Source organism: Rhodoferax sp. AJA081-3 (assembly GCF_017798165.1).
In the GTDB taxonomy this organism is placed as follows: domain Bacteria; phylum Pseudomonadota; class Gammaproteobacteria; order Burkholderiales; family Burkholderiaceae_C; genus Allorhodoferax.
Genome location: NZ_CP059068.1, coordinates 2253998 through 2266084, shown reverse-complemented (window position 1 = coordinate 2266084; position 12087 = coordinate 2253998). Strand labels below are relative to the sequence as shown.

At 63.2% G+C, this 12087-nt stretch carries 11 protein-coding genes; 7 read left to right on the top strand and 4 right to left on the bottom strand.

Annotated elements, in window-relative coordinates:
* Nucleotides 1–36 precede the first annotated feature (36 nt).
* From thiC to HZ993_RS10545, 5 genes are read left to right on the top strand one after another with little or no spacing between them, the layout of a single operon-like run.
* The gene (gene thiC, locus HZ993_RS10565; RefSeq protein ID WP_209397754.1) at nucleotides 37–1911 is read left to right on the top strand and encodes a phosphomethylpyrimidine synthase ThiC; all 1875 of its coding nucleotides are present in this window, start codon (nucleotides 37–39) and stop codon (nucleotides 1909–1911) included.
* Nucleotides 1912–1916: 5 nt separating this feature from the next.
* Nucleotides 1917–3014, top strand: coding sequence for an FAD-dependent oxidoreductase (locus HZ993_RS10560; protein ID WP_209397752.1), 1098 nt, complete (start codon nucleotides 1917–1919; stop codon nucleotides 3012–3014).
* Nucleotides 3011–3241, top strand: a complete 231-nt coding sequence (gene thiS / locus HZ993_RS10555; protein WP_209397750.1) for a sulfur carrier protein ThiS — start codon at nucleotides 3011–3013, stop codon at nucleotides 3239–3241. Before HZ993_RS10560 ends, thiS begins: the two co-directional genes overlap by 4 nt.
* 3 nt (nucleotides 3242–3244) lie before the next feature.
* On the top strand, nucleotides 3245–4156 hold the full coding sequence (locus tag HZ993_RS10550; RefSeq protein ID WP_209397748.1) for a thiazole synthase: 912 nt from the start codon (nucleotides 3245–3247) through the stop codon (nucleotides 4154–4156).
* Entirely contained in the window at nucleotides 4153–5760 is a 1608-nt protein-coding gene (locus HZ993_RS10545) for a bifunctional hydroxymethylpyrimidine kinase/phosphomethylpyrimidine kinase (RefSeq protein WP_209397746.1), read from the top strand. The genes HZ993_RS10550 and HZ993_RS10545 overlap by 4 nt, the downstream gene beginning before the upstream one ends.
* A gap of 3 nt (nucleotides 5761–5763) precedes the next feature.
* Here the strand turns inward: HZ993_RS10545 and HZ993_RS10540 are convergent, their stop codons facing one another.
* Nucleotides 5764–7440, bottom strand: a complete 1677-nt coding sequence (locus tag HZ993_RS10540) for a hypothetical protein (RefSeq protein ID WP_209397744.1) — start codon at nucleotides 7438–7440, stop codon at nucleotides 5764–5766.
* Between the two features lie 82 nt (nucleotides 7441–7522).
* On the opposite strand from HZ993_RS10540, the gene HZ993_RS10535 reads away from it, so the two are divergent.
* On the top strand, nucleotides 7523–8473 hold the full coding sequence (locus HZ993_RS10535; RefSeq protein ID WP_209397742.1) for a LysR family transcriptional regulator: 951 nt from the start codon (nucleotides 7523–7525) through the stop codon (nucleotides 8471–8473).
* A 12-nt stretch (nucleotides 8474–8485) separates the two neighbouring features.
* On the opposite strand, the gene HZ993_RS10530 is transcribed toward HZ993_RS10535, so the two are convergent.
* The 3 genes from HZ993_RS10530 to HZ993_RS10520 form a co-directional block, all read right to left on the bottom strand.
* On the bottom strand, nucleotides 8486–8953 hold the full coding sequence (locus HZ993_RS10530; protein WP_209397740.1) for a DUF2214 family protein: 468 nt from the start codon (nucleotides 8951–8953) through the stop codon (nucleotides 8486–8488).
* Between the two features lie 18 nt (nucleotides 8954–8971).
* Nucleotides 8972–9772, bottom strand: a complete 801-nt coding sequence (locus tag HZ993_RS10525; protein ID WP_209397738.1) for a hypothetical protein — start codon at nucleotides 9770–9772, stop codon at nucleotides 8972–8974.
* 124 nt (nucleotides 9773–9896) lie between these two features.
* Nucleotides 9897–10613: a 1-acyl-sn-glycerol-3-phosphate acyltransferase gene (locus HZ993_RS10520; RefSeq protein ID WP_209397736.1), complete on the bottom strand. Its 717-nt coding sequence runs from the start codon at nucleotides 10611–10613 to the stop codon at nucleotides 9897–9899.
* Between the two features lie 142 nt (nucleotides 10614–10755).
* Here HZ993_RS10520 and HZ993_RS10515 point away from each other — a divergent pair, with 142 nt between their 5' ends.
* The gene (locus tag HZ993_RS10515; protein WP_209397734.1) at nucleotides 10756–11937 is read left to right on the top strand and encodes an acetyl-CoA C-acyltransferase; all 1182 of its coding nucleotides are present in this window, start codon (nucleotides 10756–10758) and stop codon (nucleotides 11935–11937) included.
* Nucleotides 11938–12087 lie beyond the last annotated feature (150 nt).

Below are 12087 nucleotides of genomic sequence, written 5' to 3'. Positions count from 1 at the left end.
GCTTTGTCTTCGGGTCCATACCGGAGATATAGAACCATGAACGCACCCGACAAGTTAGCCCAGTTCATCCGCCTTACCCGCGAGCCGCTTCCCGCTTCCACCAAACGTTATCTGCCCGGCAGCCGCCCGGACATCCAGGTGCCGATGCGTGAAATCATGCAGAGCAATGGCGAGGCGGTCACGGTGTACGACACCTCCGGTCCCTATACCGACCCTGCCGCCGACATCGATGTTCGCCAGGGCTTGCCACTGGTGCGCCAGGGCTGGATCGACGCCCGCGGCGACACCGAGTTGTATGAAGGCCGCAAGCCCTTTGCTCTGGACGATGGCCTCAAAAATGGCGAGACCGATGCACTGGCCGCCTTGCGTGCCCAGGCCGCAGGCCTGCAGCGTCAGCCACGCCGCGCCCGCAGTGGTGCCAACGTCTCCCAAATGCACTATGCCCGCAAAGGCATCATCACCCCCGAGATGGAATACGTGGCCATCCGTGAGAACCAGAAGCTGGAATGGATGGAGCAGTACCTGGGCAATGTCGAGCGCGAGGCGCGCCTGGCGGGCAACAGCTTTGGCGCCAGCATCCCCAAGATCATGACGCCCGAGTTTGTGCGCAGCGAGGTCGCGCGCGGCCGCGCCATCATCCCGGCCAACATCAACCACACCGAGCTGGAGCCCATGGCCATTGGCCGTAATTTTCTGGTCAAGATCAACGCCAACATCGGCAACTCGGCCGTCACTTCCAGCATTGAGGAAGAGGTCGAGAAACTGGTCTGGTCCATCCGCTGGGGTGCAGACACCGTCATGGACTTGTCCACCGGCAAAAACATCCACACCACACGCGACTGGATCGTGCGCAACAGCCCGGTGCCTATCGGCACCGTGCCGATTTACCAGGCGCTGGAGAAGGTGGGCGGCGTCGCCGAAGACCTGACCTGGGAAATCTTCCGCGACACGCTGATCGAACAGGCGGAGCAGGGCGTGGACTACTTCACCGTGCATGCCGGCGTGCGATTGCCCTTCATCCACCTGACGGCCAATCGGGTGACCGGCATCGTGTCGCGCGGTGGCTCCATCATGGCCAAGTGGTGTATTGCCCACCACAAAGAGAATTTCATCTACACCCATTTCGATGAGATGACGGAGATCTTGAAGGCCTACGACGTGAGTTACTCGCTGGGCGACGGCCTGCGCCCCGGCAGTGGTGCCGATGCGAACGACGAGGCCCAGTTTGCCGAGCTGCGTACCCTGGGTGAGCTGACCAAGAAGGCCTGGCAGCAAGACGTGCAGGTGATGATTGAAGGCCCCGGCCACGTGCCCATGCACATGGTGCAGGCCAATATGACGGAGCAGTTGAAGCACTGCGACGAGGCGCCGTTCTACACGCTGGGCCCGTTGACCACCGACATTGCGCCCGGTTACGACCACATCACCAGTGGCATTGGCGCGGCCATGATCGGCTGGTTCGGCACGGCCATGTTGTGTTACGTCACACCCAAGGAACACCTGGGCCTGCCAGACCGCGAAGACGTCAAGACCGGCATCATCACCTACAAGATTGCCGCCCATGTGGCCGATGTGGCCAAGGGCCATCCGGGGGTGCGGGCGCGGGATGACGCCTTGTCGAAAGCGCGTTTTGAATTCCGCTGGATGGACCAGTTCAACCTGTCGCTGGACCCGGACACGGCGCGCAATTTCCATGACGAAACCCTGCCCAAGGACGCGTCCAAGGTGGCGCATTTCTGCTCGATGTGCGGCCCCAAGTTCTGTTCGATGAAAATCACGCAAGAGGTGCGCGAGTACGCCAAGACCAAGGGCGTCAGCGACGAGCAGGCCTTGAGTGATGGCATGCAGTCCATGTCAGACACGTTTAAAAAGGCGGGTAGCGAAATCTATATTCCCATCAGCAAGGGGTAGTGTTTATGCATATCGGTATTGCAGGTGCAGGTTTGTTGGGGCGTTTGCTGGCGCTGGAGTTGAGCCGCGCCGGCCACCGCGTGGATGTGTTTGACCCGGCCAGTGGCCCCGGTCCCAATGCCGAGTCCGGGTCGGATGCCGCGGCCTGGACAGCGGCCGGCATGCTGAGCCCGGTGGCGGAGCTGGAGTGTGCCGATGCACGCGTGTTTGCCTGGGGGCTGCGCTCCTGTTACCTGTGGCCGTCCATCGTGCACGGCCTGGGCGAGCCCGTGGGCTTGAGCCTGCAGGGCAGCCTGCTGCTGGCCCACCGAGGTGATGCGGGCGCGGCGCAGCGGGTCATCAGCCTGCTGCAGTCCAAGGCAGACCCGTTGTACCAGCCCGAGCTGCTGGACGCCGCCCGTCTGACCGAGCTGGAGCCCTCAATTTCCGGCCCGGCCCTGAGCTGGCTGCTGCCGTGTGAAGGCCAGATCCACACCGTGCAGGCCATGCAGGCCTTGGCGGCACAGTGCACGCGTCAGGGCACACACTGGCACTGGCGCAGCACCGTGCATGCGGTGGAGGCTGGAACCTTGCGGGTTCAGACCCAAACCTCCGCACGCCGGGAGAGTGTCGAAGGCTTGAGGCTGTTGCAGTCCGAGCAAGGCGAAACGCTGCGCTTTGACCATGTGTTCGACGTGCGTGGCATTGGCGCCCGCCCGCAATTGCTGGTGCGCGGCGTGCGGGGCGAGGTGTTCTGGTTGCATGCGCCAAGTGTCAAACTCACTCGGTCGGTGCGCCTGATGCACCCGCGGCACACGGTCTACATCGTGCCCCGCGCGGACGACATGCTGGTCGTCGGCGCCAGCGAAATCGAGAGTGAAGACCGCTCGCCGGTATCGCTGCGCAGTACGCTGGAGCTGCTGAGTGCCGCGCACAGCGTAATCCCCGAGCTGGCCGAGGCGCGTGTGGTGCACTCCGAGACCAATCTGCGCCCCGCACTGCCCAACAACCTGCCGCTCTTGACACGCGACAAAGGCATCACCCGCATCAACGGCCTGTACCGGCACGGCTGGCTGGTGGCGCCGGCCATGGTGGAAGAGGCGCTGAAGGATGGGCTGTCATGAACGCATCGGTGGCGGAAGCTTCGACGACCATCACGCTGACGGTGAATGGCGGCTTGCACACGACCACAGCACGGACGTTAGCGCAGTGGGTTGAGCAGCAGGGCCAATTGCCCCAGGCGGTGGCGACAGCACTGAATGGTGAGTTTGTGCCGCGTAACCTGCGCGCCACACAGACGCTATCCGATGGCGACACCATCATCACGTTCCAACCGATAGAAGGAGGTTGATACATGGTCGATTACCAAGAAGCCCCGGTGGTAGTGGGCTCTGCTCCGTACCAGGAGGAGCCCGCAAGGCGGGCGGGGCCAACAGAAGTGGGGGAGCAGAGCCCGCTGCCGCCGGGGCGCTCAGACGCCAGTGAATGGCACCTAGGCGGGAGCACATTGCAAAGCCGCTTTCTACTGGGCACGGCGGGTTATCCGTCACCGGCAATCCTGCAACAGGCCATTGCGTCATCGGGTACGCAGGTGGTGACGGTCGGCCTACGCCGCCAGTTGGCGCAGGGCGCACAGGCATCTGCCGAAGGTGACTTCTTCAGCATCATCAAGGCCACCGGCGCCCACCTGCTGCCCAACACCGCTGGCTGCCGCACGGCCCGCGAGGCCATCACGCTGGCGCAGATGGCGCGTGAGCTGTTTGACACCCACTGGATCAAGCTCGAAGTAGTGGGAGACGAACACACACTGCAGCCCGATCCGTTCGAACTGGTGGACGCGGCCCGCCAGCTGGTGAAAGACGGTTTTGAAGTCTTTCCCTATTGCACCGATGACCTAGTCAGCTGCCAGCGCTTGCTGGACGTGGGCTGCAAGATTCTGATGCCCTGGGGCGCACCCATTGGCTCCGGCCAGGGCCTCGTCAACCCCGGCGCCTTGCGCACGCTGCGCGCGCGCCTGCCCGGCGTGCCGCTGATCGTGGACGCAGGCATAGGCTCACCGGCAGATGCCGTGCAGGCCATGGAGCTGGGGCTGGACGGCGTGTTGCTCAACACCGCCGTGGCCAAGGCGCTGAACCCGGTGCGCATGGCGCGCGCCTTTGGTTTGGGCATTCGGGCCGGGCGGCTGGCGTTTGAGGCCGGTGTCATGGCCAAACAGGACATGGCGGTGGCATCTACCCCGGTGGCGGGGCACCCGATATTGCTATGAATTCAGTAGTACAACCGTCATATTTCACGGGGGCTAGAGGCCAATTTCGGTTAGGTGCTTCGGCTGAAACAGGCACCACAAGGCCCATTGTCTGGAGCATTGCAGGGTCTGACAGCGGCGGCGGCGCGGGTGTGCAGGCCGACATCAAAGCCTTTGCGGCCTTTGGTGGCGTACATGGCTGCACCGCAGTGGCCGCCATCACCGCGCAGAACTCGGTCGCGGTCACGCGGGTGGACGCGGTGAGCGCGGAATTGCTGGACGCACAACTGGCTGTGCTGGCGCAGGATATGCCGCCCCAGGCCATCAAAACCGGGCTGCTAGGCAGTGTCGAAAACCTGCGCGTGGTCTGCCGCTGGGTGGACCGCTTGCGGAGCCAAGGATTAAAAGTCGCGCTGGTTGTGGACCCGGTACTGGGCGCCAGCACAGGTGCTGCTTTTGCCGATGATGCCTTGGTGCAGGCCTATGTGAATGAATTGCTACCGCGCGCCACACTGGTCACGCCCAACCGTGTGGAGGCTGCGCGCTTGGGGCTGGTGGTGGGTCAAGCTCGGGATACCTTCGCCGTAGTCATCACCGGCGGTGATGCCGCACAGCACGATGGCGTCGCAAGGGATTGGTTCCACAGCCCTCAGGCCAGCGGCTGGCTCAGCCTGCCACGGGTGGACACGACCCACCACCACGGCACGGGCTGCACTTTCGCATCCACGGCCGCCGCCGCACTGGCCAGCGGCTACTGCGTGGCCGATGCCGTGGTGTTGGCCAAGATGGCCACCACGCACGCGCTGCACCACGCGTATGCGGCCGGTGCGGGTGCCGGACCGGTGAACGCACAGGCGGACTTTGCACAGCACGCCATCAACCTGCCAGCGCTGTCGCTCGTGGCGAGCGCGGCCCAGGCTGCGGCACCTGCAGGCATGGCGGTTGAACCGCCAGCCGCCTTTCGTCCGCTGCGCGACCCCGCGTTGGGCGTCTACGCGGTTGTTGACAGCGCCACCTGGGTGCGTCGCGTGCTGGCCGCCGGCATCCGCACCGTGCAACTGCGCATCAAGGACCCACATGAGCCGACACTGGAGGCGCAGATCAGGGACGCGATTGCTGCCGCCAACGCCACCCCCGGCGCCCAACTCTTCATCAACGACCACTGGGCGTTAGCCCTGCGCCTGGGCGCTTATGGCGTGCACCTGGGCCAGGAAGATCTGGATACGGTGTACCTGGCTGCGTTGCGCGACGCCGGTGTGCGCCTGGGCCTGAGCACCCACAGCTACTGGGAGGTGGCCCGCGCCTGGGCCCTGCGCCCGTCCTACATCGCCTGCGGCCCCATCTTTGCCACGCAGTCCAAGGACATGCCGTGGATTCCGCAGGGGCTGGACAACCTGCGCTACTGGGCCGGTTTGTTGCCGGTGCCCGTGGTGGGTATTGCCGGCATTGATGTGCGCAATATCGCCGAGATGGCGGCGCAAGGAGTGGCCAGTGCGGCGGTCATCACGGCCATCACGCAAGCGGCGGACCCGGAGTTGGCCTGCCGCCAGCTGATGGTGGAGTTTGCGCGGGGCCAGGGGCTACTGCGCGGGGGCGTGCCCACGCGGGCCAGACCTACGTTGTAGCCCTTAAGCGCGCGCCGACTTCGCCGCCACCGCATCCAGCACGGACAAATAGGCCTTGGCCTCGGCGGAGATGGTGTGGTCGGGGAAGCGTGCCAACACCGAGCGGATCAGCGCGGCCGCCTTGTCATGCTGGCGCATCTTCTCGCTCATCAGCTTGGCACCCAGAAACAGCACGGCGGGCAGATCGGTGTGCTGCGGGAAACGTTTGTCGAATCCCTTCAACAGCTTGACGGCCAGGGCCGCCTCGCGCATGTCCAGCGCGGCTTGGGCCGTGGGCAGTACCACGTCGCCGTCTGCGACAACAAAGCCCGGGTCCATGGCGACCAGCGTGCGAAAGGCCACCACCGCCTGTTTTTGCTGTTTGGCACGCACCAGTGCACTCAGCCACTGCTGACCGTGGGCCAGGGTGGCCGCCGTGTCGCCAGCCTGCACGTGCAGGGCGTGCAGACGGTTGTTCAGGTCCAGATCGAAACGGTCGTAGCGCATATGGTCTTTGACTTCTGCAATGGCCTCCTGGACCTTGCCGTCTTTCAGCAGCGCATGTAGCTTGTGCTCAAAGGGGTTGGCCGGGGCCACGCCGTGGATGGCCGCATTGGCCGAGCCCGCGCGGGCGATCGCCTCGGCACCGCCCGCTTGCCGGTGGTCGTCAAAGTCCACATCCACATCCAGGCTGAGCTCCTGGTGGAACTGGTACAGGGTGTAGCCCATCATCGCAAACAGCACCAGGGCCAGGTAGGTTGCCAATGCCATTTCCAGCGGAAAACCCAAGCCCATGGGCCAGTTCCGACCGGCCGTCAGCGCAAGCTGCCGCGCGCCTGCAATCGCCAGAAAAAAGGCCCACAGCGCGAAGTAAGCACTGCCGATGGACTGGATGAAATACACCACCAGGGTGGGGTTCAGCGCTTTGAAGAACTTGTCTTCCATGGCAATAACAATCGCAGCCGATGGCAACACCAAGCTAGCGAACAGTACCAGTAGCCAGTACCACGCAGGCTGGAGCTTGGACCACAGCGGGTCCGAGAAACTGGGTTTACTCGCTTCGAGCATCTCTGCACGGCTGGGTCCGTTGTCGGGGCGCAGCACGTCTGGCGTGGTGTCAGGTAGGGGGTCGGCCATGCTCTGGCCTGCTTCTTCGGGGTCTGGTGCATCGCCGTCCAGAGGCAGGGGCGGGCTGCTGTCCCTGGCCAGCGCGGCCTCGGCCATGCTTTTGTCATACGCCTCTTGCTCCAGCCTCAGCGCTTCCAGCTCCTTGGCATGGCTCAGCTCGTATTGCTCCAGTATGCGCTCCTGCACGGCGGTGTTTTTCGCGATCCGCGCGTCCAGCACGACGTTGCCCAGGGTGATGGCCCCAGCGATAAAAAGCGCAATCACCAGGCCCAACTTGGCCGGACGCTTCTCCGGTCCCCATAGGGTGTGGTCAACCGAGTGCCCTTCAAAGCGACCCTTGGCAAACAGCTCCAGCACATTGAAGGCATACCGCAGGCCCAGATAGACAAGGAATCCCTTGAAGACCAGCCCGAACCCACCCAATACAAAACCGGCAAGCGCACTCGCCGCCACGATGCACACCATAAAGATGGCGGGGCCGAAGCGAAACGGAAACAGAAAAAAGAACGGCAGCTTCTTCCAAAAAGGGGTGATGGCCGCTTGTTTGTACAGGATGGTCATTTCTTCGGACATGCGTGTTTCTTTCCCATGGGTGGAGTGGCGCGCGCGGCGACCGGGAAGAATATCAGGTCTGGGGGTGTGAAAGAATGCCTGCATGGACCAACTCCGCGCCCTCCGTGTTTTCGCCCAAGTCATCGCCGAAGGCAGCTTTGCGGGGGCGGCCAGGGTGATGGACCTTGCCCCGGCGGTGGTCACCCGTGCCGTGTCTGACCTGGAAGACCATTTGGGTGTGCGGCTGCTCAACCGCACCACCCGCAGGCTGGCATTGACCGAGGTGGGCGAAGACTACCTGGAGCGCGCCAAACGTGTACTGGCGGAGCTGGATGACGCGGATGCCTTGGCCGGTGCGGTCAACCAGGCGCCCAGTGGGACCTTGAGTGTGTTGTGCCCGCCTGCATTTGCAAGCCACCAGCTGGTCCGGCATCTGCCCATCTTTCGACAGCGCTTCCCGGGTATTCATATGGAGCTGTTGGCGGCGGGGCCGGTGGAGGTGGCGGATGAGAATTTTGATGTCTCCATACTGTCCATAGGGCAGCAAGCCCTGCAGGGCGACTTTGTGGTGCGGCCGCTCGCTGCGTCAACCTTTGTTCTGTGTGCGTCTCCCGCCTACCTGCAACGCTGTGGGTTACCGCAGCAACCGGAGGACTTGCTGCAGCACGACGGCCTGCTTCCAGACGTGGCTGCAGTGCGGCGCGAATTGACACTGTTTCGGGAAGCGCATGGCGCCACTGGCTCAGCCCGGCGCATACTGAAAGTGAGCCTGCGCCGTCCTGCCATTTCGACCGCGCAGCTGGATGTCCTCTACGCTGCGGCTATGAACGGCATGGGAGTTGCAGGCCTGCCAACATTCATGGTGGCAGATGCGGTGCGGGATGGTCGCCTGGTGCGGGTTCTGCCGGAATGGCATGGCGGGGCCTTGCAGCTGTATGCGGCCATGCCCACGCGCAAACATGTTCCGGCACGCACACGGGCCTTTATGGATTTTCTGGTCGAGACCTTTGGCGGCAACCAGGATGATCCCTGGCTTGCAAGCCTCAAGCCCTAGGTTGCAGCTGCTTCAAGGGGCGCTCCCCTCAAAGTGCCATGTTTGGCCGTTTGCAGCCATGTTTGCGCAGATGGCCATGGCGGCAAGGCACGCCAACTGCAAGTAGGCCACCGCACGTAGGGCCGTCAATTTTTGGTCGCTCAAGGTGGGCAGTTGCCCGTGTTTGAGGGGAGCCCGCCAACGACGAACCTCCAGCGTTGGAACCAGGGACAACATACTGGCAAGCCCGTAAAAACCGAGCTTGGCCAAGAAGGGGCCGTTGCCAAAGTAATAGGACCATCCCCTCTCCAGGTAGAAGATCCGCACCAGTCCGACCACCAACACCAGGGTCGCGGCGATGCCATTGAGCATGTCGGAGCTGCGCAAGATGCGGGCGCTACCTACGGTGAGTGGCTGCCGGAGTTGGTAGATAGAGACCAGTGTGCAGACCAGCAGCGTCAGAACGGCGGCGTGGTGCAAGGCGGCAAAAAGTGTCGTCATGGTGTGTGGCTCCGAGTCTTAACGGTATATGGGAGACACGGACACGTATTCCACGCGCGCGTCCAGGCCCTTGAGCTTGCCTGCAACGTTTTCCATCGGCGGCACCCGGCCCTCGTACCGAACCGCCGTGCGGGTACGGGCGTCAAACACCACCCGCAGCGGTGCGATGGCCATACGGATCACAAAGTTGCTGGGCCTGAGGGTGAACGCTGCCTGGCCATTGACGGTCTTGTCAAACGTCAGATCGAAACCATAAGTGGTCTTGTCCTGAAGCACCAGCATGCGCACGGGCAGGCTTGTACCTGCCACGAGGGGATCCCAGTGCTTCAGAATAAAACCAAACAGGGAAGGGCCGCAGACCACCGGGTCCGAAACCTCTTCCGATGCCGTGCTGCGTTTGCCGTTGATGTTGAGTTCGTATTCCAGATGGCGGCCGCCGTTGCTGATCTGGACCGATCCGCTAAAGCCGGATTGCTGGTTGACTGCCTCAAACCGCTGGGTTGCGTAGTGGGGCGACACCAGGGCCGACTCGACGATGAGCACGCGCCCGGCAGCGTCGCTGGTGATGTGGCTTGCGGTTAATCCGGTGGTGGTGGTCAGCACGCGGCGTTCGTAGCGGTAGAGGGCTGCCGCTGCGGGCGTGCGCTGGGTAAAGGTGTCACCCCGGTACACCAAGGTGCCCGCAGACTCGGGTGCGGTTTGCAGCGCCGCCAGTTTGGCGAAGGCCGGGTGTGTGTCCTGGGCGGGGGATACGGTTGCGGTTAACAGGCATGCCGCCAAAGCGACGGTGTGAAGGGGGCGAACAGAGAGAAAGGGCATGTGTGCGGTCCAGGTTGGGTAGGGCTTCAGTCAATGGGAGGACTGTATGCAGCCTGCCGCACCAGAAACAGTGGCAATACACAAAGGCACTCTTGCTGGATTGCGAACAATCCCCGGGGCCTATTCACTGGGGCGTGGCATCCAGTGCGTCAATACAGGCCACCATCTGCCCCCGGCACCGCTCCATCAACGCAGGCATGTCATCCAGCGTCATGCCCAGGGTGCTGATGGGCGGCAGGGCACGAATGCGCAAATTGCCGCTGTGCCAGCGGTTCAACCGCATGGTGCGTTTGTAGTTGCTGCAGCAAATGGGCACGATGGGCACACCCGCCGCTATCGCCATCTGGAACGCGCCTTTCTTGAACGGCAGCAAGCCCTTGCCCAGGTTGCGTGTGCCCTCGACGAAAACCCAGATGGAGGTGTCCTGGTGCTGCAGCGTGTCGGTGGTCTTCAGCATCGCAGCTTTGGCCTTGGCGGCGTTGCCACGCTCGATCAGCACATTGCCGGCCAGCCAGTAGATTTGCCCAAAGATGGGAATCCAGCGCAGGCTGGTCTTGCCAATCGTGACCGTGCGGCGCGGCACCACGCTGCCCAATATGAACAGGTCGTAGTTGGATTGGTGGTTGACGACGATGACACAGGGGCTGGTCAGCTTTTTCAGTTCGTCCACCTGCAGTTCGGTTTGCAAGCCCAGAAACCGCAAGGCCGGCAGCGAGTACACACGTCCGCATAGGCGGCTGTTGTCGGGGTCAAAGGGGCGCCGCAGCACGATGAGCATATTGACGGCGCCGGCCACCAGGAAGTGGACGCCCAGCAAAAAAAGACGCAAAGTATGGAGCATGGACAGAGTGGCTGCAAACAAGGGTGGTGTCGCGCCGGCTGGGTCTGCTTGTGGCAGTTTTGCCGGTGGGCGAGTGTAATGGAGGGCGGTTTCTGTCACAATTGACGTTTACGTAAACGTCAACCATTTTGGAGAAACCAGCATGTCGGATTCCATCGTTATCGTCGGCGCAGCCCGCACCCCCATGGGCGCTTTCCAGGGCGACTTTTCCAGCCTCGCGGCGCATGACTTGGGTGGCGCGGCCATCAAGGCGGCGGTGGAGCGTGCCGGTATTTCCCCTGAGCTGGTGACCGAGGTCTTGTTTGGCAACTGCCTGATGGCGGGCCAGGGCCAGGCGCCAGCGCGCCAGGCCGGTTTCAAGGGCGGCCTGCCCAAGAGTGCGGGTGCGGTCACCTTGTCCAAGATGTGCGGATCGGCCATGCGCGCGGCCATGTTCGCCAATGACATGCTGATCGCCGGCAGCCATGAGGTGCTGGTGGCCGGTGGCATGGAGAGCATGACCAACGCGCCCTACCTGTTGCTCAAGGGCCGCGGCGGCTACCGCATCGGCCACGACCGCATGTACGACCACATGATGCTCGACGGCCTGGAAGACGCCTACGAGGCCGGCCGCTCCATGGGCACCTTCGGCGAAGACTGTGCCGCCAAGTACAGCTTCACCCGCGCCGAGCAGGACGCATTTGCCACCGCCAGTGTGCAGCGTGCGAAGGCCGCCACTGAGTCCGGCGCGTTTGCAGCCGAGATCACACCGGTCACCGTCAAGGGCCGTGGTGGTGATGTGGTGGTGTCCGTCGACGAAGGCCCGGGCAAAGTCAAGCTGGACAAGATCCCTACGCTGAAACCTGCGTTCAAAAAAGACGGCACCATCACCGCCGCCAGCAGCTCGTCCATCAACGACGGCGCCGCTGCGCTGGTGATGATGAAGGCCAGCACGGCCGCCAAGCTGGGCTGCAAGCCGCTGGCCCGCATCGTGGCCCACGCCACCCACGCACAAGAGCCGGAATGGTTTGCCACCGCCCCCGTAGGCGCCACCCAAAAGGTGCTGGCCAAGGCGGGTTGGGAAGTGGGTGATGTGGACCTGTGGGAAGTGAACGAGGCCTTTGCGGTGGTGCCCATGGCGCTGATGAAAGAGCTGAATGTGCCGCACGACAAGGTGAACGTGAACGGCGGCGCTTGCGCGCTGGGTCACCCCATTGGCGCGTCTGGCGCACGCATCATGGTCACACTGATGTATGCGCTGCAGGCCCGTGGGCTGAAAAAGGGCCTGGCCACGCTGTGTATTGGTGGTGGCGAGGCGACTGCCGTTGCGCTGGAAATGCTATAAATTCAGTAGCTGTATAGATATATTCTACGGGGGCTACAGCGTTGTTTCCTGTAGATGCGGGGAGTCCCGGAGGCCTCATGGTGCCAAACGCGCACAAATCGGCCTCCGGGACTCCCCGCATCTTCGAGTTGTCTGTTGTTTGAGAGCATG

Coding starts and splice junctions, on each gene's coding strand:
- HZ993_RS10525 (WP_209397738.1), bottom strand. CDS start 9,772: ATGCCCTTTCTCTCTGTTCGCCCCCTTCACACCGTCGCTTTGGCGGCA.
- HZ993_RS10515 (WP_209397734.1), top strand. CDS start 10,756: ATGTCGGATTCCATCGTTATCGTCGGCGCAGCCCGCACCCCCATGGGC.
- HZ993_RS10530 (WP_209397740.1), bottom strand. CDS start 8,953: ATGACGACACTTTTTGCCGCCTTGCACCACGCCGCCGTTCTGACGCTG.
- thiS (WP_209397750.1), top strand. CDS start 3,011: ATGAACGCATCGGTGGCGGAAGCTTCGACGACCATCACGCTGACGGTG.
- thiC (WP_209397754.1), top strand. CDS start 37: ATGAACGCACCCGACAAGTTAGCCCAGTTCATCCGCCTTACCCGCGAG.
- HZ993_RS10540 (WP_209397744.1), bottom strand. CDS start 7,440: ATGTCCGAAGAAATGACCATCCTGTACAAACAAGCGGCCATCACCCCT.
- HZ993_RS10545 (WP_209397746.1), top strand. CDS start 4,153: ATGAATTCAGTAGTACAACCGTCATATTTCACGGGGGCTAGAGGCCAA.
- HZ993_RS10520 (WP_209397736.1), bottom strand. CDS start 10,613: ATGCTCCATACTTTGCGTCTTTTTTTGCTGGGCGTCCACTTCCTGGTG.
- HZ993_RS10560 (WP_209397752.1), top strand. CDS start 1,917: ATGCATATCGGTATTGCAGGTGCAGGTTTGTTGGGGCGTTTGCTGGCG.
- HZ993_RS10535 (WP_209397742.1), top strand. CDS start 7,523: ATGGACCAACTCCGCGCCCTCCGTGTTTTCGCCCAAGTCATCGCCGAA.
- HZ993_RS10550 (WP_209397748.1), top strand. CDS start 3,245: ATGGTCGATTACCAAGAAGCCCCGGTGGTAGTGGGCTCTGCTCCGTAC.